This is a genomic window from Bacillus cereus, assembly GCF_002577405.1.
Taxonomy (GTDB): Bacteria; Bacillota; Bacilli; order Bacillales; family Bacillaceae_G; genus Bacillus_A; species Bacillus_A cereus_AU.
In genome coordinates, this window is record NZ_NULR01000008.1 from 118,736 (window position 1) to 144,235 (window position 25,500).

Genomic DNA, 25,500 nt, shown 5'->3' on the forward strand with positions numbered 1-25,500 from the left:
TATCTTATCGATTTATTTTCGCTATTCTTTGCCAAATTCCTTCCTATTCTTTCTCATTTTACCGTTTACTATTTCGTTATGCTACCCCTACGATTTCCCCTTCTTAAAAAAAATGAGCTATAATGAGAACCGGCGAACACGAAAGGAAGGAGCGACAACATGTTAAAAATTTTCTCAACTCAATTAGGTGGATATTTCTCTAGAATTTCCCAAAAAGAAGAAATGAACTTAGAAGATAGCGCTCGCCTACTTGCCCAGGCATTAGTTGGCGACGGATTCATTTACTTACACGGTACAAACGAAATGGAAGGCATTGTTTCAGAGGCATTATTCGGTGCTGAACCAATGAAACAAGCAAAACGTTTAATAGAAAACGGCGAACTGGCAACTGTAACCTCTGCGGACCGTGTGCTTCTTATTAGTCGTTTTTCGACGGATGAAGAAATTGTAAAGATCGCAAAAAAACTTCAAGAAGAAGGTCAATCTAGCGTTGGAATCTCGGCTATTCAAGAAGGTACGGAATCACTGGAACAATACACAGATGTACATATCGATACAAAACTGTTAAAAGGCCTTATTCCAGATGATGAGGGTAACCGCTACGGGTTCCCAAGTTTAATTGTAGCTTTATTTGCTTATCACGGATTGAAATTTACAATTGATGAAATGTTAAATGAATATTAAAAAAAGCGCCCTATTTCAGGCGCTTTTTTTATTACTTGCTCTCTTTATTCGTAATAGACGCTCTTACGAAGTCATGGAACAATGGTTGTGGACGGTTTGGACGAGATACAAGTTCTGGGTGGAACTGTGCTGCCACGAACCAAGGATGTTCTTTTAATTCAATGATTTCAACTAAACGGCCGTCTGGGCTTGTACCAGAGAATACAAATCCTGCTTTTTCCATATCCGGACGGAATTGATTGTTGAACTCATAACGATGACGATGACGCTCATATACAACTGGCTCGTTGTAAGCATTGTAAGCATTTGTTTCTTCAGCAAGCTTACATGGGTATAGACCAAGACGAAGTGTACCACCTAAGTCTTCCACATCTTTTTGTTCTGGTAATAAGTCGATGATTGCATAAGGCGTGTCAGGATTAATTTCAGAAGAGTTAGCTCCTTCTAATCCTAATACATTACGTGCAAATTCGATTGATGCAAGTTGCATACCTAAGCAAATTCCTAAGAATGGAACTTTGTTTTCACGAGCATATTGAATTGCAACGATTTTACCTTCTACACCACGATCGCCGAAGCCACCTGGTACAAGGATACCATCTGTATCGCCAACTAATTCTTTTACGTTCTCTGCTGTTACGTGCTCAGCATTTACCCATTTTACCTCTACATCTGTATCGAATGAGTAACCAGCATGACGAAGTGCTTCTACAACAGAAATGTATGCATCTTGAAGCTCTACGTATTTACCAACAAGAGCGATTTTTGTTTTCTTAGAAAGGTTACGTACTTTATCAACTAGCGCAGTCCACTCTGTCATATCTGCAGCTGGATTGTCTAATTTCAAGTGATCACAAACGATTTGGTCCATATTTTGTTCTTGAAGAGATAATGGAACCGCATATAAAGTATCTGCATCACGTGCTTCGATAACCGCTTTTGTATCGATGTCACAGAATAATGCAAGCTTGTCTTTCATGTCCTGAGAAACAGGTAATTCTGTACGAACAACGATAATATTTGGTTGAATACCTAAGCTACGAAGCTCTTTAACGCTATGTTGCGTTGGTTTTGTTTTCATTTCACCCGCTGCTTTTAAGTACGGGATTAACGTACAGTGAATGTACATTACGTTGTCACGACCGATGTCGCTCTTAATTTGACGGATTGCTTCTAAGAATGGTAGAGACTCAATATCACCAACAGTTCCACCGATTTCTGTAATAACAACGTCCGCGTTTGTTTCGCGACCAGAACGGTATACGCGCTCTTTAATTTCGTTAGTAATGTGAGGAATAACTTGAACTGTTCCTCCTAAATACTCACCACGACGCTCTTTTTGAAGAACTGAAGAGTAAATTTTACCTGTTGTTACGTTGCTGTATTTGTTTAAGTTAATGTCGATAAAACGCTCATAGTGACCAAGGTCTAAGTCAGTTTCTGCGCCATCATCTGTTACGAATACCTCACCGTGTTGGTATGGGCTCATAGTCCCTGGGTCTACGTTAATGTAAGGATCAAATTTTTGAATCGTTACGTTTAAACCACGATTTTTTAATAATCTTCCAAGAGATGCTGCTGTAATACCTTTTCCTAAAGACGATACTACACCGCCTGTTACAAAAATATACTTAGTCATGAAAAAGCTCCCTTCTACTTTGCTGTTATATAATCACCGTTGCAAAGCGCAACGTATGTAGATAACACTGTATCCATCTTATTGTTAGACTCTTTTTATTTTCTAAACAAAAAACAAAAAAGAAAATTGCTCCCCTCATCACATAAAGTAATAAGTAGGGAGCAATTTTCTTTTATATTTACACTTTAAAAGTATTATCGTCCTTTTTTAAAGAGCCCAAAAATGATTCTACATGGACGATAATGAAAAGTCAAGAACTACAGCTCTTCCTCTTCTTCTTCTTCAGTTTCATCATACTCAAGTTCTTCTTCAGCGAAGTCGTCTTCTTCTTCGTCTAGATCATCAAGATCGTCGTCATCTCCGTCTTCATCTTCAAGAACCTTGTCCAAATCTTCTACATCATCTTCTTCGTCTGCATTTCCGTCTGCATCGTCAAAGTCATCTTCATCTTCTTCAATGTAGTCGTCAAAACCGTCTTCTTCAACTTTACGTTTTTTCTTCGGTTTTGGCTGCGGTAAGATTTCTTCATCAATTTGCTCGTATGGGTACCAGCTGCGTAGCCCCCAACGATTTTCTCCTAAATTAATGAAACGTCCGTCGATGTTTAAATCTGTATAAAATTGTGCGATTTTCGCATTAACTTGCTCTTGAGATAGTCCCAGCACTTGAGCGATTTCTTGAACCAACTCGTTGAATGTCGTTGCTTGTCTTTTATCCCCTAAAACGCTATGTACAACTTCAATCATTGAACATTCTTTTAGCTCTTCTGGTGAATATTGCTTAAAATTCACTTATGCGGCACTTCCTTTCTTCAAATATAACCTTATATATAACGGTCTGCTTAAAAAAATCCATACTATTCATTATAAACAAAAGTCGTACAAATATGCTACAAAAAAAACGGGAAACTTTTATATGGCAATAAAATTATAATTTGTCCATTCCTTATTTCGGAAACATATGGGCTCCTTGCAATACATACCTAATTTGCATTTCAGTATATTCTTCAAGCGTATACAGTTTTTGCAGGGCCCAACGTCTAAATCCCCACATTTGTCCTTGTATGAAAATATTATGTGCAAGAAGCTGTATTTCCTTTTCATTTAATGTAAATGTCCCATTCTCTGTACACTGTTCTAAAATATTTTCAAACATCCCTACCATTTGAAACTCTTTTTCTAATACATATGGAAGTGATTCTTTCGGTAAAAAACGGACCTCTTGATACATGATTAATACTTCTTCTTGCAACTCGTCCATCACTTTAAAGTAATTCGTTATCGCTATCTTTAAACTTTCTATACTCCCCTTCTCTGTACATACTACTTCCTCTAATCGTTCTTTTACGTGTTCATAAATACTATCACAAACTAAATATAAAACATCATCTTTCGTACGAATGTACTCATAAAGTGTTCCGATACTAAATCCCGCCGCTTTCGCAATTTCTCTCGTTGTTGTGCGTGGAAATCCTTTTTGCTTAAACAGTTGCACCGCACCTTTAATCATTTGTTCCCGTCTTAAAGCAACTAATTTTTCATCTTTCACGGATGCATGTACGTTATGTTTAACCATCCCCTTCACCTCTCTCGATTATTTTTTTGGAAGGAAAAAGCGTAGGAAAATACCTACGCTTTCGTTCCTACTTCGTTAACATACGAGAAATTACAAGCCTTTGAATCTCTTGTGTTCCTTCATAAATCTGTGTAATCTTTGCATCTCGCATATAACGCTCTACTGGATAATCTTTCGTATAACCGTAACCACCAAATACTTGTACTGCTTCAGTCGTCACCTTCATCGCTGTATCACCTGCGAATACTTTTGACATCGCTGATTCTTTCCCGTATGGAAGCCCCTCAGACTCAAGCCAAGCTGCTTGATATGTTAAAAGACGCGCTGCCTCTACATCCGTTGCCATATCTGCAAGTTTAAAGCCGATCCCTTGTTGCGCCGCAATCGGCTTCCCAAATTGATTGCGCTCTCTTGCATATTCTACAGAAGCATCTAAAGCTCCTTGTGCAATACCAACTGCTTGCGCCGCAATACCATTACGACCGCCATCTAACGTTTGCATTGCGACCTTAAATCCTTGCCCCTCTTCCCCAAGTAGATTCTCTACAGGAATACGGCAATCTTCAAACATAATTTCAGTCGTTGGCGAAGAGCGAATCCCTAGCTTGCTTTCCTTCTTCCCAACTGAAAACCCTGGCGTATCACTTTCTACAATAAATGCGCTCGTGCCGCGCTGCTTCGATTCAGGATCTGTTAACGCAAAAACAACATAAATGTCAGCAATACCACCATTTGTAATAAAAATTTTCGAACCATTTAATACGTAATGGTCTCCATCTAGCTTTGCAGTTGTCTTCATTCCACCAGCATCCGAACCGGAACTCGGCTCCGTTAAACCGTATGCGCCAATTTTCTTTCCTTCAGCCATCGGTCGCAAAAACTTTTGTTTTTGCTCTTCCGTTCCAAATTTAAAAATCGGCCATCCAGCAAGTGAAGTGTGCGCAGACAGTGTTACACCTGTAGAAGCACAAACGCGAGATAATTCTTCGATCGCAATTACGTACGCTAAATAATCGCTTCCAATTCCGCCATACTCTTCAGGCCATGGGATACCTGTCAAACCAAGCTCTGCCATTTGATCAAATAATGCACGATCAAATCTCTCTTCTTCATCACGCTCAGCTGCTGTTGGTGCTACTTCGTTCTTAGCAAAATCTCGAACCATTTTTCTTATCATTTCATGTTCTTCTGATAGTTTAAAATGCATTTCTGTCTCCCCCTCGCCCTTTTATAAAGCACGGCTAATAACAAGTTTTTGTATCTCACTCGTTCCTTCATAAATTTGCGTGATCTTCGCATCACGGAAAAATCGTTCTACTGGATAATCTTTCGTATAACCGTAACCACCAAATACTTGCACCGCTTCAATCGCAACTTCGACAGCTGTTTTAGAAGCAAATAACTTCGCAATAGATGCTTCCTTACCACACGATAACCCTTGAGCTCTAAGCGATGCCGCTCTATATACAAGTAGTCTCGCCGCTTCTACACTTGTTGCCATATCTGCAAGTTTAAAGCCAATCCCTTGCTGCGCAGCAATTGGCTTCCCGAATTGCTCTCGTTCCTTCGCATAATCAATCGCACATGTAAGTGCCGCTTCAGCAATTCCTAACGCCTGTGCACCGATTCCAATTCGTCCAACATCTAAATTTGCCATCGCCACCTTGAATCCTTGTCCTTCTTCACCTAGCAAATTCTCTGCTGGCACTTTCATATCTTCGAATGTAAGTTGTACTGTACGCGAACCGAGAAGCCCCATTTTATGTTCATCTTTTCCAATAATTAAACCAGGCGTATCTTTCTCTACTATAAATGCGGAAATACCACTTTTTCCTGCCTCTGGATTCGTAGAAGCGAATACAATGTATGTACTTGCTTCACCTCCATTTGTAATAAATACTTTCGATCCATTAATAATGTAGTGATCGTCTTTTTTTACAGCTCTTGACTTCAAACTCCCTGCGTCTGATCCTGCATTTGGTTCTGTTAATGCAAATGCACCTAAATATTCACCAGTCGCAAGTTTAGAAACGTATTTCTGCTTCTGTTCTTCTGTTCCAAAATATAAAATCGGATTCATTCCAACTGACGTATGTACAGCTAAAATTACACCAACTGTTGCACTTACCTTTGAAATTTCCTCAATTGCTAGAATGTAAGAGATAAAATCCATTTCTGCGCCGCCGTATTTTGCAGGCGCTGGAATACCCATTAATCCAAGCTCGCCCATCTTTTGCAAAATCTCTTTCGGGAACACCCCTTGTTCCATACTAGGAACAAAGGGAGCTATTTCTTTCTGTGCAAAATCCCGAACCATTTTCCTCATCATTTGCTGTTCTTCAGTAAAATGAAAATTCATGTACTTCGCCTCCGTTTGCTATATATCTTTTTAATAATTTAGTAAGACCACTACTTTAATAAAGGGAGGAATTTACTCGTAAACGTAGAAACCACGGCCCGTTTTACGTCCTAACCATCCTGCATTCACATATTTACGTAATAATGGACATGGGCGATATTTACTATCTCCTAATCCTTCGTGCAACACTTCCATAATGTATAAACATGTATCTAAACCGATAAAATCAGCTAGCGTTAGAGGACCCATCGGATGATTCATACCAAGTTTCATTACTTCATCAATCGCTTCTTTCGTCGCTACACCTTCATATAACGTATAAATTGCTTCGTTAATCATCGGTAATAAAATACGGTTCGATACAAACCCTGGGAAATCATTTACTTCAACTGGCACTTTCCCGATTTTTTTCGTAATATCTTCAATCGTTTCATATACCGCGTCATCTGTAGCCAAACCACGAATAATTTCTACGAGTTTCATAACGGGAACTGGATTCATAAAGTGCATACCGATTACTTTTTCTGGTCGTTTCGTTACCGCTGCGATTTCCGTAATCGGTAACGATGACGTATTCGTCGCTAAAATAGCGTGTTCTGGAGCGATTTCATCTAGATTCGCAAAGATTTTCTTTTTAATATCCATTTTCTCAACAGCTGCTTCAATAACAAGATCTGCTTCTTTTACACTATTTAAATCAAGTGTCCATGTAAGACGATTTAAAGTCGCTTCTTTCTCTTCTTCCTTCATACGACCTTTTTCTACTTGACGAGCTAAATTTTTCGTAATAACAGCTAGCCCTCTATCTAATTGTTCTTGTTTTAAATCTTGTACTTTCACATCATATCCTGCCATTGCACATACTTGCGCGATTCCTGACCCCATTTGTCCTGCACCAATTACAACAATCCTTTGTACACCCATTTTTTCTTCCCCCTTAATTGTTAATAAACTATATAACTTCTAAAATTAGTTAACTTCAATCATCACTGCGTCACCTTGACCGCCACCACTACAAATCGAAGCAATTCCAATTCCGCCGCCGCGCTGCTTTAGTGCATGGATAAGTGTAACGATAATACGTGCTCCGCTTGCTCCAATCGGATGGCCCATCGCCACTGCGCCGCCATTTACATTCAATTTTTCTGGGTCAATCCCTGCAATCTCTGTACTTGCAATTGCTACCGCCGCAAAAGCTTCATTAATCTCAAATAAATCGATATCTTCAATTGTCTTGCCTGTTTTTTTCAACAATTCGTTAATTGCATAACCTGGTGTTCTTGGGAAATCCTTTGATTCTACCGCGATTGCCGTATGCGCTAAAATTGTCGCTAATGGCTTTCTTCCTTCTTGCTTCGCTCTGTCCTCGCTCATTAATACAAGTGCAGCACCGCCATCATTAAGTCCCGGAGCATTACCAGCTGTCACTGATGACGTCTTATCAAATACAGGCTTTAATTTCGCTAATTTTTCAATCGTTGTATCCTCGCGTGGCGCCTCATCCTTTGCAACGACGATAGGATCGCCTTTTCTTTGCTGAATCGTTACTGGTACAATCTCCTCTTCAAAACGACCTTCCTTATGTGCTGAAACCGCACGTTGATGGCTACGGTATGCCCACTCATCTTGCGCTTCACGCGAGATTCCGTCTTCCTTTGCAACTTCTCCGCCATAAACACCCATGTGTATACCTGAGAATGCGCACGTTAAACCATCGGCAACATTTAAATCGATAACTTCATTGTTACCCATTCTGTATCCCCATCTTGCCCCTCGTAAAATGTAAGGACTATTGCTCATTGATTCCATGCCACCAGCTACAATAAGCGATTGGTCGCCAGTACGAATAATTTGATCCGCTAGCGTAACCGCACGAAGCCCTGATGCACAAACTTTATTCACTGTTTCTGTCTGCACTTCCCAAGGGATTCCAGCAGCCCTCGCAGCTTGGCGAGATGGAATTTGTCCTTGCCCTCCTTGAATAACTGTTCCAAATATAACTTCTTCAACATCACTAGCAGAAACATTCGCTCTCTCAAGCGCCGCCTTAATTGCGATCCCTCCAAGTTCTATCGCTTTCACATCTTTTAAAGTTCCCCCAAATTTTCCAACTGGTGTTCTTGCAGCACTTAAAATAACTGTTTTACTCATGTCTATTTCCCCCATTTCTTTTATTAGCGCTGAGCGCTCGCTCGGTGTTCTTACATTGAGAAGAGGCGCACTGACTGCACCTCTTTCTAAAGTTGTATGCATTCCTACAAACTACATTGCTTCTTTCTTCTGTCCAATAACTGAGCGTTCTAAAATCTCTGTTACATCAAGAGTTTGAACTGTCTCTTCAACTTCTTTCGCTTTCGTACCGTCACTAATCATCGTTAAGCAATATGGACATCCTGTACCGATAATTGACGGTTGTACAGCTAGCGCTTGCTCTGTACGAGCAACGTTAATACGAGAACCTGTCGTTTCTTCCATCCACATTAAACCGCCACCTGCGCCACAGCACATTCCAGTTTCGCGATTTCGCGCCATCTCTACAAGATTCACTCCAGGAATCGCTTTCAAAATATCACGCGGTGCTTCGTACACTTCGTTGTATCTTCCTAAATAACAGGAATCATGATAAGTAACTGTCTCTTCAATAGCGTGAACAGGTTTTAAGCGCCCTTCTTTCACCCACTGAGCTAACAATTCTGTATGATGATAGACCTCCGCTTGCAAGCCAAAGTCCGGATACTCATTTTTAAATGTGTTATAAGCATGAGGATCGATCGTAACGATTTTCTTCACTCCTGCTTTTTCAAATTCTTCGATATTCTTTGTCGCCATCTCTTGGAATACAAATTCATTTCCAAGGCGGCGCGGTGTATCTCCAGAATTCTTTTCTTTATTACCGAGAATCGCGAATGAAATGCCTGCTTCGTTCATTAACTTCGCAAACGATATCGCAATCTTCTGACTACGATTGTCGTATGATCCCATTGAACCAACCCAGAATAAATACTCGAATTCCTCACCAGCTTTTGATTTTTCTTTTACTGTTGGAACTGTTACTTCGTCATCACCTTGGCGCCATGTTTCACGCTCTTTACGGTTCAGACCCCACGGATTTCCTTGACGTTCAATGTTTGTCATCGCGCGTTGTGCTTCCGCGTCCATCTTTCCTTCTGTTAAAACGAGATAACGGCGTAAATCAATAATTTTGTCAACATGTTCATTCATAACCGGACATTGATCTTCACAGTTACGACACGTTGTACATGCCCAAATCTCCTCTTCTGTAATAACATCTCCGATTAAACTCGGATCGTAAGCGAGCGTTGTAGCTGCTGATTCTTGTTGCCCTTTTCCAGCTGCCATCATCGCTAACTGATTTCCTTGTGTATTATTAAAAGCAACTACTGGAACCCACGGTGCTTTTGATGTTACCGCAGCTCCTTTATCAGTTAAATGATCACGAAGTTTTAAAATTAAGTCCATCGGCGATAACATTTTTCCTGTTCCTGTTGCCGGACACATATTTGTACAGCGACCACACTCTACGCAAGCGTATAAGTCAATAAGTTGATTCTGTCTAAAGTCTTCGATTTTACCAACACCAAATGTTTCTTGCGTTTCATCTTCAAAATCAATCTTTTCAAGCTTCCCTGGGTTTGAAAGACGACCGAAGAATACATTAGCTGGTCCCGCAATTAAATGCGCATGTTTTGATTGTGGAACATACACTAAAAACGTTAACAAAATTAGTAAATGCACCCACCAAGAGAAATAGAACACTGAAATGGCTACGGTTTCATTTATCCCTGAGAAAACGTAAGCGATTGCAGAAGCGATTGGTTCACTCCACGAAAGCTCCTCGCCATGCCATATAAGACCCATACCGTTACCAAGCAGTACAGAAACCATTAAGCCTCCAATAAAGATAAGAACAAGGCCCGATTTAAAATTACGTTTTAAACGAACAAGCTTTTCAACATAGCGTCTATGAAAAGCCCAAAAGACTGCAATTAAAATAACAAGTGTGACAATTTCCTGGAAGAATGTAAATGCAGGATATAGTGGTCCAAGTGGAAGATGTGATCCTGGTGCGAGTCCTTTCCAAACGAAGTCAATTGCTCCAAATTGGACAAGAATAAATCCGTAAAAGAACATAACGTGAATAATGCCGCTCTTTTTATCTTTCAGCAGCTTTTTCTGACCGAAAACATTAACTTTAAGAAGATCCCAACGCTCTTTAAAACGACGGTCAAATTCAATCTTTTTTCCTAATTGTATGTAGGCCATCCTCGTTCGTATAAGATATACAAACAAATATCCCGCATAAGCAATAACAGCAATGGCAGCCAGCCAATTAATGATCAGTAAGCTATTCATTTTTATGCTACCCCTCTCTTTGTAAGCCCTCTTTCTTTTTTAGAATCTTCAAAAACATATAATTTTCTGAATTTTTTCCCCTATCTTCATTATATAATGAGTGAGCATTCAGTCAACAGTTTTTTGTTATACAACAACATTTTTTTTCATAAAGCTGTTTATTTCGGTGAAACTAGAAAGTGAAACTTGCATTTGTAATAAATTGAAGGTGAACAGAATGCGAAGGAGGGAATTCACTCATGTTTTACTTATCTCTCTTGTTAATATGCGTTACTCTTTGGATCACAATTGACTTTTCATACGGGAGATTCCTTCATTTAAAACGTGTGCATTCCCGTACTTTCCCTTTACGTCAAAGTGATTTTCACCTTTATACATACGGAAAAGATTTATATGATGCTTTATTTACTGATATAAAACGAGCAAAACAACATGTCCATGTTTTATTTTTCATTGTAAAAAACGATGAAATAAGTCGTGAATTTTTAAAGCTACTTATGGACAAGGCACAAGAAGGAATTGAAGTAAGGCTGTTACTTGATCGATTTGGTAGCCATTATTTATCAACTGAAGCGATTCGCTCCCTACAAAAGAATGGCGTTTCTTTTTCATTTTGTCATAAAGTTAAGTTCCCTTTCCTTTTCTTTTCTGCAAATCAAAGGAACCATAGAAAAATTACAGTAATTGATGGTGAGATTGGTTATATTGGAGGATTTAATATTGGAGAAGAGTACTTAGGGCACAATCAAAAATTAGGATTATGGCGGGACTATCATTTACGTCTTACAGGAGAAGGCGTTCAAGATTTACAAAAACAATTTTTACATGATTGGTTTGATGATACAAACCAATATTTATTGAATACTTCTCTTTATTTTCCTAAACAACAACCCGGTGCAATATTACATCAATTTATTCCAACCGATGGTGCCTATTTACAAAATACATTTTTACATTTAATCGAAAATGCAAAAGAAGAACTCTTTATCGGTACACCATATTTCATTCCTGGCAAAAAAATTATGAGTGCACTATTAAAAGCACGAGAAAGAGGGGTTCAAATAACGATTCTCGTTCCAGAAAAGGCTGATCATGCCCTTGTTCGAGAAGCGAAATTCCCATATTGTCGAAAGTTAATACAAGCTGGTTGTAATATTTACGCATTTCAACAAGGATTTTTTCATGCCAAGATCATTATAGTAGACAATCATATTTGTGATATCGGAACTGCTAATTTTGATATGAGAAGTTTATATGTTAACCATGAAATCAACTGCCTTTTATATGATAAAAATTTCATACAAACAGTAAAAAACAAACTTCATGAAGATCTAGAATGCTCGTCACTACTTTCCTTTGAAGATGTCAATTCACTTTCTCTTATCGAGAGAGGAAAGGAATGGCTAGGAACGATACTTGCTTTCTTTTTATAAGAAAAGGAATGATTTAAAGAGGTGGATCACATATGATTATGCGATTTGGATATGTCTCACATGCAATGGCGCTATGGGACTGTTCTCCTGCCAAAACGTTGACATTTACGAACTTTAAAAAACTTAATAAACAAGAGCGCGAAGATAAACTGTACCATGTTACACGTCAAAATTTAGAACACACTATACGTATCCTTCATTACAATATTGCACATGAAATTCCATTATATCGTTTATCTTCTTCTATTGTTCCACTTGCAACACATCCTGAAGTTGAATTTGATTATATTGAAGCATTTGCACCAATGTGGCGTAAAATAGGCACATTAATTCAAGAGCACAATTTACGAATAAGTTTCCATCCAAATCAATTTACATTATTCACAAGCGACAAGCCGCATATTACAACTAACGCTATTACAGATCTGAACTATCATTACAACGTATTAGATGCGATAGGAATTGCTGATTCTTCTTATATCAACATTCATGTAGGTGGAGCATATGGAAATAAAGAAACCGCAATTGAGCGTTTCCATGAAAACATAAAGAAACTTCCTGCACATATAAAAAAACAAATGACTCTTGAAAACGATGATAAAACATATACAACTTCTGAAACTTTGTCTATTTGCCAAAAAGAAAATATCCCTTTCGTATTTGATTATCACCATCATATGGCTAATCTTTGCACGGAACCGCTAGAAGAGTTACTACCTGCAATTTTTGAAACTTGGTCACACACAAACGTCCCACCGAAAGTTCACATTTCCTCTCCTAAATCCGAAAAAGAATTTAGGGCTCACGCTGAATATATTGATTTAGAGTTTATCAGGCCCTTTTTACACATTACAAAAAAAATCAATCGTAATTTCGATATTATGATTGAAAGTAAACAGAAAGATTTAGCACTATTACAATTAATACGTGAACTTTCTTCTATAAAAGGGGTAAAAAGAATACATAGCGCAACCTTACAATGGTAAATTGTAAGGTTGCGCTATTTTTTTCAAAAAAAGTAATTTTCATAGTAAAAAATACCCTATTTTATATGCTATTATTTAAATTAGCATTTTCCCCCTAAGATTCAACTTTATTGAAACGGAGCCATAATATGAATCAAAAAAAATATGTACAATTTGTCATAATGTATATTAGTATATTTTCTCTTTGGATATTCCTTATTCCTAAGGACTTGACTGTAAAAGAAATTGGAATTCTCTTCTTATTTTGTTTTGCTGCACTCTTTTCTTGCTATTGCTTATATAAAGCAATTAAGAAGATGAAAAGCGGTGACAAACTATTTTGGGTTTTACTACTGTGTACTTGCGTATGTGGACTAATTATGGAAATAACTTTATTTCTCCATTCATTTTCTATTTATGAGCAAGTCATATTCTCATATAAAGCACTACCTTTTTTCATCATACAATATATTTTGCTTTTTTCTGGATTTGCTATAAAGTTTATAAAACATTACTCCATTAGAGGTCTTGCTCAATTTTCATTCGATAGCATATTCATTGTTATTATGAATATTTATTTTACCTTAACCTTTATTTTAGATATTTCTAGCTTTCGTATGTTGACGAAGGACACGTGGCTTTTGATTGGGTATTTTATCGCACAATCATTAGTAATTTACGCCGTTATTAGCCTATATAGAAGAGAACGGTATTCTTCTAGTAGAGTCTCATTAATTATCGGCTTTACTATCATACTTGTTTACGGATATGTACACCTGTTTCAGTTAAACAAAGGAATGGTAACTTCTTCTGAAGTCTCTTATTTGATACATACTACTTCCATTTTATTAATTGGTTTATCATCCATCCTATACATTTTAGATAAACCAATGCAACATGAAACAAAAACGAAATATTATCGATTCGATTATGTACGCTTTATATTACCTTATTTTAGTATAATCATTACTTTTTCCTTTATTGTCATTCAGCCTTGGGATGATAAACTCATGTTAACCGGTCTAGTATTATCACTCATCTTATTATTCCTACGACAACTTTACATGTGGAAAGATAATCAAGTATTAATCGATACGTACGAACAGTTGACTACACGACTAGAAGGTGCAGTTGAAGAAGGTGCATCTGCGTTATCAAAAAGTGAACAACGTTATAAATCCTTATTTGAAGATCATCCTGATGCCGTTTTCTCTTTAAATATGGATGGTATTTTTCAACATTCTAATCAGGCATGTGAAAGTTTATTTACTGCTTACTATTGTGAAGTAGCTAGCTATTCCCTTCTACATTTCATTGATTCAAAAGACCATGAACTACTAAAGAGGGCTTTACAAATTACAAAAGAAGGTAGACCACAAACCTTAGAAGTTCGTACGAAAGAAAAAGAAGGCTACTATTATTATCTTCACATTACACTTATCCCTACGTTTATAAATAAAGAAGTTGTTGGGATGTTCGGGATAGCACGTGATATTACAACTTTATATGAAAAACAAAAACAAGTAGAGCATTTAGCTTTTCATGATGCACTTACCGGATTACCAAATCGCCGCAAGTTTGAAAAAGATTTAAAAGCTATTTTAAATACCGCTCAAACTAGTGCAAATGATATTGCTGTCATGTTCCTTGATTTAGATCGCTTCAAAAAAATTAACGATCGACTTGGTCATGACGTTGGAGATTTATTGTTAATTGAAGTAGCAAAAAGATTACGCGGATGTTTGCGTTCTAAAGATATTGTCGCTCGTCAAGGTGGCGATGAATTTACAATTCTATTACCGGATATGTACTCTGAAAAAAGTGCATCTTTCATCGCTGAACAAATTTTAACTATTTTAAACAAGCCGTTCTTCATTAAAGACGAAGAACTATCTATTACACCAAGTATCGGAATTGCAATGTATCCTGATTATGGAACTGATGTAACCGAATTAATGAAAAATGCCGATATGGCTATGTACTGTGCGAAAGCGAATGGAAAAAACAGATTTGTTTTCTTCTCAAAAGAAATGAGTATTGCTCAAAATGAGAGCAACTTCCTAGAAGGCGAACTTTCAAAAGCATTACAACAAAATGAGTTTTTTCTTGAATATCAACCGCAAGTACATACAAAAACAAAACAAATTATCGGTTTTGAAGCATTAATTCGTTGGAAACATCCCAAACTTGGCATTGTATCTCCTGCTCAATTTATCCCACTAGCAGAAGAAACAGGTTTTATTATTGAACTTGGTAATTGGATTTTACGTACCGCCTGCTTAGAAGCAAAAAAGTGGCATAACCAAGGATTTTCTCACTTAAAAGTTGGTGTAAATTTATCTGTTGTTCAATTTAATCATGCAGATTTAATATCAACTATTTCAAAAGTCTTGGAAGAAACAGAACTAAAGCCGGAAGCGCTAGATATTGAGATTACAGAAAGTATCGCAATTAATCAAAATCAATCTGTAATTGCAAAACTAGAACAGCTTCAAAATCTCGGTCTTCAAATTTCAATTGACGACTTTGGAACAGGTTATAGTTCCTTAGCCTATTTAACAAAATATCCAATCAACACATTAAAAATTGCTCGAGAATTCATTTGTGGTATTACAAATAGTCCTTTAGAAGAAGCAATTATTTCTTCCATTATTACACTATCAAAAGAACTAAATTTAGAAGTTATTGCTGAAGGTGTAGAAACAGAGGAACAATGGGAATTTTTACATGAACAAAATTGTGACCACATTCAAGGATTCTTTATTAGTAAACCTGTTTCTAGTAAAAACGTTTGGATGTTACTCCACAAAAAAACAACCGCCTAAGTAAGACGGTTGTTTTTTTAATATTCAAAAGGTAGATCTGAAGCTAATTGTACCTCTTGATCATTATGAGAAATTACTTGGCTCTTCTCTAAAGCTGTATCGCCTAATGAAATACCCCATGCCATCGCTAACGTTAATAGACTACCAATAAGTAGTTTCTTCATATTCCATCACCACATTTTTTTCTTTTAACTATATCATGAAAATTTATCCATACTGTATGCAATTATGCATATCCATTTTTTAGGTCATTTATCTGTTAATTTTATTTGCGAGCGCTTCTTTATATGCATGCATTTCTAATATATCAAAAAAGAAACTAGCCTTTTTATATGCATCTTCAATCTCTGCCCCATCATACTCCAACTTCTCTAGGCATTCACCTCTTTGATAATATAGCTGTCCAATTAATGCCATACTATTAATTCGGCACGATATTTCAATCGCTTTATTTACTTGATAAAGTGACTCTTCATATTGATCATCTAAGTATAATGCTTTTGCATGATTATATCTTACCTTCACATCAAATTCTTCATTATCATGCAATGTCTCTAATTGTTTTAATATATCTTCAAATAACTCAATGCTCTTCTTAAAATAGCTATTTTCAGCATAAATATTTGCAATTGCATTTTCTATATAAAGATTTTGATATACGTCTATTCCAGCTAATTGTTGATTTAACAATTTTTTTAATTCTAAAATACAATATTCGTAATCAATTTTCTTCAATATGTAAGCCGCTACATGATATTGCCATTGAAGAAACTGCTGGAATTCAGGATGATATTCTTCCTTTTTCAGCTCATTCCATACTCTATTATAAATTTCTTTATATCTTTTTTGCTTACACAGCATAATGACTTGATCTTTAAACTGTTTTTTTCTTTCGATATCGGAATAAATGAGTACCTCATAAAAATGAATAATGGGAACTTGTAATTTTGCTGCGATACCTTGTAATATATCCATACTTGGGTATACTGCGCCCGATTCAATTCGGCTCACTTCCGATTGATGACATATATTATCGGATAACTGTTTTTGTGTTAACCCTCTCATCACCCTAATTTTCTTAATTTCACTTCCTAATTTTTCTGCGTGCATACTTACTCACCATCCCATTATAACAATCTAATTTTTTAAGTTGTCATACCACTACAATAATGTGAATTCGACAATTTTTGATATGAAATAATGCATAATATATATAAAATTCGGCAAATTCTCCATACAAGTCATCACACATACAATAGATTAGGAGTGTTATAGATGAATTATAGAAAACTTGCCCATACTTTCGTTACATTCGGTCCGCTTTGTCCTTTATCAACAGAAGCTATTCATGCTCATAATTAGTCAAAAGTGAAGTAAAAGTTGAAATTGCTCAGCCTGGTTTAACAATCTGTAACTTAACACAACCTCAAAATGATGCGAAAGAAAATATTGCGAAAAAGTATTTACAAGGTGCGGTAAACGTAGATTTCCAACCTACCTATAAAGAAACAAAAGAAAATCAAACCGAAGTTCATCTTGCACAAACTTATAAAAACTATAAAGTATATGGTCAAGATCTCATTGTAAAAGTAGATAAAAATGGAGTAATTACTACTGTTAGTGGTAAAGTTGTCCAAAATTTAGACCAACAACCTAATCTTACTATAACAAATTTTTTGTCGAAAAATGAAGTAAAATCTACATTACACCCTACTCTTCAAATTCCAAGTGATGCAGCTGAGACAAAATTCCCTGGCGAAACCGTTGTTTATCCCGTTATTTGCGGGCAATAAGACCCCCCACTGATTAAAGTTTCACTTTATAAGAAAAAAGAAGTTTACCACTCATAGGTAAACTTCTTTTTATATCCAGCCCTTTTCTTCTGCAATTGTAATTGCCTCAATTCTATTTTTCGCATCAAGCTTCGTTAATATTTCAGAAATATAATTACGTACTGTACCAGGTGAAAGATAAAGCGCCTTCGCAATTTCATTTGCTGTCTTTCCTTCTTTCGCGAGTAAAAGCAATTCTTTTTCACGATCTGATAACGGATTTTGCTCCTGCCATAAGCCAAACATTAAATCTTGAGAAATCTCTCGTTTTCCTTTCATCACATTACGAATTGCTGCAGCTAAATCTTCACTCGGGCTATCCTTTAACAAATACCCATGCACGCCAGCTTTCATTGCTCGTTCAAAATACCCTGGGCGAGCAAATGTTGTTAAAATCATTACTTTGCATGCCGATTTTTCTTTCTTTAAAGTTTCAGCAACATCTAATCCACTTTGAATAGGCATTTCAATATCCATAATACTTATATCGGGTTTTAGCGATTCAATTAATTTTAGCGCCTCTTCCCCATTTGCAGCTTGCCCAATTACTTCAATATCATCTTCTAGATCAAGTAGGGCCCCTAATGCCCCACGAAGCATCCGTTGATCTTCTGCAATAATAATTCGAATCATGCCCTCACCTCATCTTTTCCTGTTCTAATGACAACTGGAACTTTTACTGTTAATAGTGTCCCTGGATTTATCGTATCCAGTTCAACAAATCCATCAATAAGAGCAATTCTCTCTTTCATACCGCGTATACCATTTCCATCATGGTTTTGATCTGCTAGACCGATACCGTTATCTTCTACGATCAAAATCAACTCACCTTGTGATTCTAATACAGAGACTGTGCACCGCGTTGCCTGACTATGCTTTACAACATTCGTCACTGCCTCACGCAAACACATCCCAACAATATTTTGTTCAATTGGTGATAACGAACTTGAACTTGCTTCTTGCTTTACTTCTAATTCAATATTAGCAGCTTGTAAAATTGCCTTTATTTGCTCTAATTCTTCTTCCACTGTAATCATACGCATATCAGAAATTAACTCTCTTAACTGCTTTAAAGCTGTACGAGATGTTTGTGTAATTTCCTTCGCTTCCATACTTGCACGCTCTGGATTTTTCACAATTAACTTCTCCACGAGCTGGCTTTTTAAAGTAATAAGAGATAACGTATGCCCTAACGTGTCATGAAGATCCCTTGCGATTCGCTGCCGTTCTTCACGTTTTACTAAGTCTTTAATTTGTTCATTTGCTTCGTTTAATTGATTTTTTAACATCTTTTTTTGATTAAAATTACGCATCCCAAATGGCGTAAGAAGCATTAAAATAAACATCGGAACGATATTCACTAAACTTGCAGTTGTTAATTGATTCTTATATACAAATACAAAAGCCCCAAGCATTACAACTAATAAACATAACAACACTCGAAATGCTTTCTTACTTGGCGTAAATCCCATCGCACTTGCTGTGAAAAACCCAAAAAATATCATGAAAGGGTTATAAAATAAAGCAAATAAAAAAATGAGTACCATCTGAATACACGCCCATAAAATGAACGTCTTCTGAACAAAATAAAGTTGACGGTATGTGACAATGAAAACTATCAACATACCGATTCCTAACACAAGCTTCCACCCTGATGCTTGTGTTAAATGGTAAATTGGAAATAACAGATACACGAACCACATATACGGGAAGAAACCCATATGTTTCGGAAAAATCTCAATCCTCTTCTTTTCTATCATTTATACCGCTTCCTGTCTTTTTCTTATATATATTGATACTACAACAAATATAAGGAAATAACCTCCTAGTACCGCGATATTTTCCCAGCCAATTGACTTTCCAGCTACAATATCCCATGCTCCGCTTCCGAAATGATATGTCGGTGTCCACTCACCAATCGTTCTTAATATTTTAGGGAATACTTCAATCGGCATCCATAACCCGCCAATTACAGCTAAACTCATATTTAAAATATTCGCTAAGCCTGCTGCTGCATCTGCCTTCTTAATGGAACCGATCACTGTTCCTAACGCTAGAAATGGTGTAACACCTAATAATAACCATAATCCGGCACCAATCCATTGTCCTACTGTTAACTCCACATGATTAATTAATATCCCTGCCATAAAAATAACTAAGATTGAAAAAGCATTTACTACCGTTTGGGCAATAATCTTTGCTGTTAAATATGCCCCCTCTGGAAGTGGTGTAATTTTTAGAAGGTGTGTCCATCCTTGCCCTTTTTCTTGAGAAATTCTCACACCAAAACTAAAAAGTGCCGTTCCTACAATGCTAAAAGTCGCCATTGAGATTAAATAATGTGCTTTCCAAGCATCTCCGTTTTGTGGCACTTGAACGACATTTGTGAAAATGTAGTAAAACATAACTGGCATTAATAATGAGAAAAAGATAAATAATTTATTACGAAACGTACGTAAAATTTCTATTTTGCATTGCATCCATAAAGCTCTCATGCAATTTCCCCCTTTTGATTTGCGACAAATTGTTCAAATGCTTCATCCAGACTTCCACGTTCAACTGAAACATCTGTTACAGGTAAATTCTTTTGATAAATTGCTTGTAAAGTTGCATCGGTATCCTCAGTTGTTAAGATAAAACGCCCTTCATTTGACCGTACTTCTGTGACATTCGGTAATTCCTTTAGCAACCTTGTAGGGATGCTTTCCTTTGAATAAAACGAAATCGTTTTTCGAGAAATCGTCGCTTTCATCTCATCCGGTGTACCATCTGCGATAATCTTTCCGTTCGCAAACAATAAAATACGATTCGCCAACGCATCTGCTTCCTCTAAATAATGTGTCGTTAAAATAATCGTTTTCCCTTCACCTGCTAATTTTCTAATCGTTTCCCAAAACGTTCTTCGAGACGTAATATCCATTCCAACTGTCGGCTCATCTAAAAATAACAAATCTGGATTTCCTGCAAGTGCGAGCGCAAAGTTTAACCTTCTTTTTTGTCCACCTGATAATTTCTCACATCTTTGCTTTCGCTCTGATTCTAAATTTGATAATTTGAGTAATGTTTCTTTCGCTACCGGGTTCGTATAGTAACTACGGAATAACTCAATTGCTTCTTCCACTGAAATGCTATCAATAACACTTACTTCTTGTAGCATCGCACCGAAGCTATTACGAACATCCCTATGCTTGGGGCTTTTTCCAAATACAGAAACCGTTCCTTCTGTTGGATCTTTTAATCCAAGCATCATGGACATCATTGTTGTTTTTCCTGCACCATTTGGTCCAAGTAATGCTACTATTTCCCCTTTATTCACATGAAATGAAACATTATTTACTGCGTTTTTATGTTTGAATTTTTTAGAAACACCATTTACTTCAATAATCTTTTCCATCTCTCCACCCCCGCTGTTTCTTATATTTACATTGTATGTTTTGGAAAAGTTAGGAAACAGTATGATGCGTCATGACATCGATATGACAATTGTCATGTATTCTTTGTGAGAGGAATCAACCAGCATGCCGCAAGCGAGTAGCAGGACGAAAATAAACATGATACAATCGGGGAAGATATATATTTGAGGAAGGACAGTGGTTTTCATGATTATTCGTAATGAACAAGATTTAGAAGGCTTACGAAAAATCGGCCGCATCGTTGCGCTTGCACGTGAAGAAATGAAAAAACAAGCAAAGCCAGGTATGACAACGAAAGAGCTTGATTTGATCGGTAAAAAAGTATTAGATGAGCATGGTGCTATTTCTGCACCTGAAAAAGAATATGATTTCCCTGGTGTAACTTGCATCAGTGTAAATGAAGAAGTTGCTCACGGTATTCCCGGAGATCGTATATTAAAAGAAGGCGACTTAGTAAATGTCGACGTATCTGCTGCACTTGATGGTTATTATGCAGATACAGGTATTTCATTTGTACTTGGAGACGACGAAGCAAAAGAAAAGCTTTGCCAAGCAGCGGTTGATGCATTTTGGGCAGCAATGAAAAAAGTTAAAGCTGGATCAAAGCAAAATCAAATTGGTCGTGCTGTTTCAAACTTTGCACATAAAAATGGATACAATGTTATTCAAAACTTAACTGGTCACGGTATTGGTCTTAGCTTACATGAAGCACCAAACCACATTTTAAGCTATTATGACCCAATGGATAATGCTCTTCTAAAAGACGGTCTTGTTATCGCTGTAGAGCCATTCATTTCTATGAAAGCTGATCATATTATCGAACGCGGTGACGATGGTTGGACATTTGTTACACCTGACAAAAGCCTTGTTGCACAATGTGAACATACAGTTGTCGTAACACGCGGTGAACCGATAATCTTAACAGAAATATAATAAAAAACAGCCGTTTTGTAGATTTCTGCTACTAAAGCGGCTGTTTTTTATTATTTTTAATTATGTAACATCCCCATAAACAGAAAGCTTATAAAATAAAAAGGTGATACATCAAAGTATCACCTTTTTAACGGGGTGAGGCTGCCCAAAAGTACGGAAAACCCTTGGACAGCCTCGTATTTTCATATGGATGCCTTACATATATCACTGATGATAATTATGAAATGCGGAAACATAATTATCACCACATGATTCAAACATGAGAAATGGAACCCTACAGTGATTCCATCCCCCCTACATAATCTAAAGTTTGGGTACACTAGATTCATGCAATGTAGGAGCCTTCAGAACAGAAAGCGAACCTTCATTTAAAATGATAGCATACATACCTCCGCCGAAAATATGCAAATATGCATATGACGTTTTTTATTTCTCAACATACATTTATTGAGAATTTATACATATAAAGGTAAAATAAAGTCGTTATCCGTCTTCTTTTGTCAGTCAGAGAGAATAGAAGAATGGGAGAGGAAAAAATGAGAAAATCACTGAAACAAAAAATAGTAAGCTCCTTGCTTGCTGTATCACTCGCCGTTAGCTTAGCTCCAATTGGACAAGCAAAAGCTGATTCCACATCAGGAATCACGCAAACCCCACCTATTACAAAGCAAGTTGATGCAAATCGTGCCATCGAACATATCCGATTTTTATCCGAAACGATTGGTCCTCGTCCTGGTGGGACAAAACCAGAAGAATGGGCCTCTCGCTATGTTGGTATGCAACTTAAATCAATGGGCTACGAAGTAGAATATCAGCCATTTCAAGTGCCCGATCAGTACGTTGGATTCATTGAATCACCACTATCCACAAAACGCAATTGGCAAGCTGGTGCTGCTCCTAATGCACTAATTTCTACAGAAGCTGTTACAGCTCCCCTTATCTTTGTTCAAGGTGGTACAAAATTAGAAGATATCCCAAATGAAGTAAATGGCAAAATTGTTTTATTTGAAAGAGGAACAACAGTAGCAGACTATAATAAACAAGTTGAGAATGCTGTTAGTAAAGGAGCAAAAGGAGTTCTTTTATACAGTTTAATTGGAGGACGAGGAAACTATGGACAAACTTTCAATCCTCGCTTAACGAAAAAACAATCTGTACCTGTATTTGGTCTTGCTTACGCGCAAGGAAATGCATTTAAAGAAGAAATCGCGAAAAAAGGAACTACACTCCTTTCATTAAAAGCTAGACACGAATCTAATTTAACATCCCTCAATGTTATTGCGAAAAAGAAACCAAAAAAGAGTACAGGCAATGAAAAAGCAGTCGTTGTAAGTTCACACTATGATAGTGTAGTTGGAGCACCTGGTGCTAACGATAATGCTTCTGGAACAGGACTAGTATTAGAATTGGCTCGTGCTTTTCAAAATGTAGAAACTGATAAAGAAATCCGCTTTATTGCTTTCGGTTCTGAAGAAACTGGATTACTTGGTTCGGATTATTATGTGAATAGTCTATCCCAAAAAGAACGTGACCGTATTTTAGGTGTCTTTAACGCGGATATGGTTGCAACAAATTATGATAAAGCAAAGAACTTGTATGCAATGACTCCTGATGGCTCAACAAACCTTGTAACAGATGCTGCCTTACAAGCAGGCAAACAATTAAATAATGATCTCGTTCTTCAAGGAAAATTCGGCTCTAGTGATCACGTACCATTTGCTGAAGTGGGCATTCCTTCTGCACTATTTATTTGGATGGGCGTCGATAGTTGGAATCCATTAATCTATCATATCGAAAAGGTATATCACACGCCTCAAGATAACGTATTTGAGAACATATCACCAGAACGTATGAAAATGGCATTAGAGGTCATTGGTACAGGCGTCTATAATAGCCTTCAACCTACCGTGAAAACAGGGCAAAAAGCTGCTTAATACTATTTCAAGCTACCGATTAATCGGTGGCTTTTTATTAAGGAAAAATAAATATGTATAACAGCATATTTATTACATGGCATTATTACCCGAAAAAAATCTTAATAAATCAATTAAAGTATATTAATTATACGATTTATCACGTATAATATAAAACGTAATATATTAATCTAGTTACATTGTTGAATGGTATTACCATGTAGAATAAAAATTGTAATAATAGTAATTACATCTAATAAAGAAAGCTTTCTACTATGAAAAAATTATCCTTGCAGTTGTGTTAGCTTTAACAGTTATTTCAGGAACTAATGCTTTTATTCCTGAAACAAACGCTGATGCAGCTACTCACGAGCAAAGCTTTACAAAATACTATTTCTAAATTAGCCATAAAAATGGCTATGCATTCATCCAAAGCTTAACGGAACATGGTCATTGATCTTACATTACATGAGATACCACACCACATTTTAAGCTTATGGTCCAATGGATAATCGACTTATTGAAAGCGGTTTCTCTGGTAATTTAGAGCCGCTCATCTCTATGAAAGCTGACCATATTATTCGGCCGCTGATTGAATCCAACTTGAAACTGTTCTCTTTTTTCTATAAAAAAAACCCTCAGGTTGCATTCTTCCCTTCACTCTATCGTGAAGTGTTTTTGAATACTTACCTAAAGGGCGTATTTTTTAATTTGTCTGCTACTCAGATTACAGTGTAATCAATAATCTAAATCTTTTTTATTATTTTATTCGCTGACGAGCAAGTAGGATTCCACCTAACAGGAACAATACCATACCTCCAAGAATTGAACTCATTTCTGCTGATGTTCCTCCTGTGTTAGGAAGTAATGTTGGCTTATCATTTTCTGTAGTAGGTGGAACTTTTGAATCGCTATTTTTGTCTGTATTTGTGTTTGGATCTGTACTTGGATCTTTCGGATCTACACCTGGTTCGTCCTTGATTTTTGTATTTGTGATGTCATAACCATTTACTTCGGATTTATATCCCGCTACTGGTTGTTCTTTCACTTCGTACTTGTACGCTAATCCGTTTTCATCATATACTTGTAGTTTTTCAAACGTGTACTTCCAGTTTGTTGCCACGCTTACTTCTTTCGTGTCAATAACTTTTCCATTTTGTAATAAGTCTACTTTGATGGATGCTGGACGATCTATTGCGTTGTTATCATCCCAGACTTTCTTACCACTGATTTCTGTTGTTTCTGTATTTTTGTAAGTGTTCGTAATTGTTGTTCCTTCTACTTTTGTTTCATATCCATTTACTTTTACTTCACTTACTGTGTACGTGTATTCATTTCCTTGTTCATCGTACTTTGGTAGATCTTTGAAGCTGAAATTCCAGTTGCCTTCTTTATCAGCTTTCACTGCTTCTGCTTTAAGTTCTGTTCCATTTTGAAGTAATTGAACCGTAATACTTTCTGGGCGTGTGTTGAACTTATTGTCGTAGTCTTCCCAGACTTTCTTACCACTTACTTCTGTTGTTTCTGTATTCTTGTAAGTGTTCGTGATTGTTGT

General features: G+C 36.8%; 21 protein-coding genes and 2 pseudogenes. 8 read left to right on the top strand and 15 right to left on the bottom strand.

Going from position 1 to position 25,500, the window contains the following annotated elements; genetic code table 11:
• The first annotated feature begins 159 nt into the window (after positions 1-159).
• On the top strand, positions 160-684 hold the full coding sequence (locus COC96_RS12005; protein WP_097903000.1) for a DUF2529 domain-containing protein: 525 nt from the start codon (positions 160-162) through the stop codon (positions 682-684).
• 31 nt (positions 685-715) lie between these two features.
• On the opposite strand, the gene pyrG is transcribed toward COC96_RS12005, so the two are convergent.
• The 8 genes from pyrG to COC96_RS12045 all read right to left on the bottom strand — a co-directional run bounded on the left by pyrG (position 716) and on the right by COC96_RS12045 (position 10,631).
• Positions 716-2,323, bottom strand: a complete 1,608-nt coding sequence (gene pyrG / locus COC96_RS12010) for a CTP synthase (protein WP_097903001.1) — start codon at positions 2,321-2,323, stop codon at positions 716-718.
• A 257-nt stretch (positions 2,324-2,580) separates the two neighbouring features.
• A complete protein-coding gene (gene rpoE / locus COC96_RS12015; protein ID WP_098768868.1) occupies positions 2,581-3,114 on the bottom strand; it encodes a DNA-directed RNA polymerase subunit delta in 534 nt (177 codons plus the stop codon).
• Positions 3,115-3,268: 154 nt separating this feature from the next.
• Positions 3,269-3,898, bottom strand: a complete 630-nt coding sequence (locus COC96_RS12020) for a TetR/AcrR family transcriptional regulator (protein WP_097903003.1) — start codon at positions 3,896-3,898, stop codon at positions 3,269-3,271.
• A 67-nt stretch (positions 3,899-3,965) separates the two neighbouring features.
• Complete coding sequence (acdA, locus tag COC96_RS12025; protein ID WP_098268232.1) at positions 3,966-5,105, bottom strand: acyl-CoA dehydrogenase AcdA; 1,140 nt, start codon at positions 5,103-5,105, stop codon at positions 3,966-3,968.
• 21 nt (positions 5,106-5,126) lie between these two features.
• Positions 5,127-6,257 (bottom strand): acyl-CoA dehydrogenase, encoded by a 1,131-nt coding sequence (locus COC96_RS12030; protein ID WP_097903005.1) that lies wholly within the window; start codon positions 6,255-6,257, stop codon positions 5,127-5,129.
• A 72-nt stretch (positions 6,258-6,329) separates the two neighbouring features.
• Positions 6,330-7,181: a 3-hydroxybutyryl-CoA dehydrogenase gene (locus COC96_RS12035; protein ID WP_098268233.1), complete on the bottom strand. Its 852-nt coding sequence runs from the start codon at positions 7,179-7,181 to the stop codon at positions 6,330-6,332.
• Between the two features lie 45 nt (positions 7,182-7,226).
• Positions 7,227-8,510 (bottom strand): acetyl-CoA C-acetyltransferase, encoded by a 1,284-nt coding sequence (locus COC96_RS12040; RefSeq protein WP_098768869.1) that lies wholly within the window; start codon positions 8,508-8,510, stop codon positions 7,227-7,229.
• Between the two features lie 9 nt (positions 8,511-8,519).
• Complete coding sequence (locus tag COC96_RS12045) at positions 8,520-10,631, bottom strand: heterodisulfide reductase-related iron-sulfur binding cluster (RefSeq protein WP_098268235.1); 2,112 nt, start codon at positions 10,629-10,631, stop codon at positions 8,520-8,522.
• A 239-nt stretch (positions 10,632-10,870) separates the two neighbouring features.
• Between COC96_RS12045 and cls the strand changes: the two genes are divergently transcribed.
• The 3 genes from cls (at position 10,871) to COC96_RS12060 (ending at position 15,854) form a co-directional block, all read left to right on the top strand.
• A complete protein-coding gene (gene cls, locus COC96_RS12050) occupies positions 10,871-12,064 on the top strand; it encodes a cardiolipin synthase (RefSeq protein WP_098268236.1) in 1,194 nt (397 codons plus the stop codon).
• A gap of 32 nt (positions 12,065-12,096) precedes the next feature.
• A complete protein-coding gene (gene uvsE, locus COC96_RS12055) occupies positions 12,097-13,050 on the top strand; it encodes a UV DNA damage repair endonuclease UvsE (protein WP_098268237.1) in 954 nt (317 codons plus the stop codon).
• 128 nt (positions 13,051-13,178) lie between these two features.
• The gene (locus COC96_RS12060) at positions 13,179-15,854 is read left to right on the top strand and encodes a DUF4084 domain-containing protein (protein ID WP_098768870.1); all 2,676 of its coding nucleotides are present in this window, start codon (positions 13,179-13,181) and stop codon (positions 15,852-15,854) included.
• Between the two features lie 17 nt (positions 15,855-15,871).
• Here COC96_RS12060 and papR read toward each other — a convergent pair whose 3' ends face one another.
• Positions 15,872-16,018, bottom strand: a complete 147-nt coding sequence (papR, locus tag COC96_RS12065; RefSeq protein ID WP_097903011.1) for a quorum-sensing peptide PapR — start codon at positions 16,016-16,018, stop codon at positions 15,872-15,874.
• Between the two features lie 88 nt (positions 16,019-16,106).
• Positions 16,107-16,964: a transcriptional regulator PlcR gene (gene plcR / locus COC96_RS12070; RefSeq protein ID WP_098268239.1), complete on the bottom strand. Its 858-nt coding sequence runs from the start codon at positions 16,962-16,964 to the stop codon at positions 16,107-16,109.
• A gap of 165 nt (positions 16,965-17,129) precedes the next feature.
• On the opposite strand from plcR, the pseudogene COC96_RS28025 reads away from it, so the two are divergent.
• Positions 17,130-17,626, top strand: a pseudogene (locus COC96_RS28025) (riboflavin kinase); the annotation flags it as partial.
• Positions 17,627-17,716: 90 nt separating this feature from the next.
• Here COC96_RS28025 and COC96_RS12080 read toward each other — a convergent pair.
• From COC96_RS12080 to COC96_RS12095, 4 genes are read right to left on the bottom strand one after another with little or no spacing between them, the layout of a single operon-like run.
• The gene (locus COC96_RS12080) at positions 17,717-18,319 is read right to left on the bottom strand and encodes a response regulator transcription factor (RefSeq protein ID WP_097903014.1); all 603 of its coding nucleotides are present in this window, start codon (positions 18,317-18,319) and stop codon (positions 17,717-17,719) included.
• Positions 18,316-19,446 (bottom strand): sensor histidine kinase, encoded by a 1,131-nt coding sequence (locus COC96_RS12085; RefSeq protein WP_098268242.1) that lies wholly within the window; start codon positions 19,444-19,446, stop codon positions 18,316-18,318. Before COC96_RS12085 ends, COC96_RS12080 begins: the two co-directional genes overlap by 4 nt.
• On the bottom strand, positions 19,447-20,181 hold the full coding sequence (locus COC96_RS12090; protein WP_088231946.1) for an ABC transporter permease: 735 nt from the start codon (positions 20,179-20,181) through the stop codon (positions 19,447-19,449).
• Positions 20,178-21,080, bottom strand: coding sequence for an ABC transporter ATP-binding protein (locus COC96_RS12095; protein WP_098268243.1), 903 nt, complete (start codon positions 21,078-21,080; stop codon positions 20,178-20,180). The genes COC96_RS12090 and COC96_RS12095 overlap by 4 nt, the downstream gene beginning before the upstream one ends.
• Positions 21,081-21,285: 205 nt before the next feature.
• Here COC96_RS12095 and map point away from each other — a divergent pair, with 205 nt between their 5' ends.
• The 3 genes and pseudogenes from map to COC96_RS28030 all read left to right on the top strand — a co-directional run.
• Positions 21,286-22,032, top strand: coding sequence for a type I methionyl aminopeptidase (gene map / locus COC96_RS12100; protein ID WP_141536010.1), 747 nt, complete (start codon positions 21,286-21,288; stop codon positions 22,030-22,032).
• Positions 22,033-22,568: 536 nt separating this feature from the next.
• On the top strand, positions 22,569-23,966 hold the full coding sequence (locus COC96_RS12110) for a M28 family metallopeptidase (protein WP_098268247.1): 1,398 nt from the start codon (positions 22,569-22,571) through the stop codon (positions 23,964-23,966).
• Between the two features lie 382 nt (positions 23,967-24,348).
• Positions 24,349-24,527: pseudogene (locus COC96_RS28030) on the top strand (type I methionyl aminopeptidase); the annotation flags it as partial.
• 178 nt (positions 24,528-24,705) lie between these two features.
• Here the strand turns inward: COC96_RS28030 and COC96_RS12115 are convergent.
• Positions 24,706-25,500 (bottom strand): Cna B-type domain-containing protein (locus tag COC96_RS12115; RefSeq protein ID WP_142339995.1); only part of this gene is annotated, 795 nt, incomplete at its 5' end.

Coding starts and splice junctions, on each gene's coding strand:
- COC96_RS12005 (WP_097903000.1), top strand. CDS start 160: ATGTTAAAAATTTTCTCAACTCAATTAGGTGGATATTTCTCTAGAATT.
- pyrG (WP_097903001.1), bottom strand. CDS start 2,323: ATGACTAAGTATATTTTTGTAACAGGCGGTGTAGTATCGTCTTTAGGA.
- COC96_RS12020 (WP_097903003.1), bottom strand. CDS start 3,898: ATGGTTAAACATAACGTACATGCATCCGTGAAAGATGAAAAATTAGTT.
- acdA (WP_098268232.1), bottom strand. CDS start 5,105: ATGCATTTTAAACTATCAGAAGAACATGAAATGATAAGAAAAATGGTT.
- COC96_RS12030 (WP_097903005.1), bottom strand. CDS start 6,257: ATGAATTTTCATTTTACTGAAGAACAGCAAATGATGAGGAAAATGGTT.
- COC96_RS12035 (WP_098268233.1), bottom strand. CDS start 7,181: ATGGGTGTACAAAGGATTGTTGTAATTGGTGCAGGACAAATGGGGTCA.
- COC96_RS12040 (WP_098768869.1), bottom strand. CDS start 8,510: ATGCATACAACTTTAGAAAGAGGTGCAGTCAGTGCGCCTCTTCTCAAT.
- COC96_RS12045 (WP_098268235.1), bottom strand. CDS start 10,631: ATGAATAGCTTACTGATCATTAATTGGCTGGCTGCCATTGCTGTTATT.
- cls (WP_098268236.1), top strand. CDS start 10,871: ATGTTTTACTTATCTCTCTTGTTAATATGCGTTACTCTTTGGATCACA.
- uvsE (WP_098268237.1), top strand. CDS start 12,097: ATGATTATGCGATTTGGATATGTCTCACATGCAATGGCGCTATGGGAC.
- COC96_RS12060 (WP_098768870.1), top strand. CDS start 13,179: ATGAATCAAAAAAAATATGTACAATTTGTCATAATGTATATTAGTATA.
- papR (WP_097903011.1), bottom strand. CDS start 16,018: ATGAAGAAACTACTTATTGGTAGTCTATTAACGTTAGCGATGGCATGG.
- plcR (WP_098268239.1), bottom strand. CDS start 16,964: ATGCACGCAGAAAAATTAGGAAGTGAAATTAAGAAAATTAGGGTGATG.
- COC96_RS12080 (WP_097903014.1), bottom strand. CDS start 18,319: ATGATTCGAATTATTATTGCAGAAGATCAACGGATGCTTCGTGGGGCA.
- COC96_RS12085 (WP_098268242.1), bottom strand. CDS start 19,446: ATGATAGAAAAGAAGAGGATTGAGATTTTTCCGAAACATATGGGTTTC.
- COC96_RS12090 (WP_088231946.1), bottom strand. CDS start 20,181: ATGAGAGCTTTATGGATGCAATGCAAAATAGAAATTTTACGTACGTTT.
- COC96_RS12095 (WP_098268243.1), bottom strand. CDS start 21,080: ATGGAAAAGATTATTGAAGTAAATGGTGTTTCTAAAAAATTCAAACAT.
- map (WP_141536010.1), top strand. CDS start 21,286: ATGATTATTCGTAATGAACAAGATTTAGAAGGCTTACGAAAAATCGGC.
- COC96_RS12110 (WP_098268247.1), top strand. CDS start 22,569: ATGAGAAAATCACTGAAACAAAAAATAGTAAGCTCCTTGCTTGCTGTA.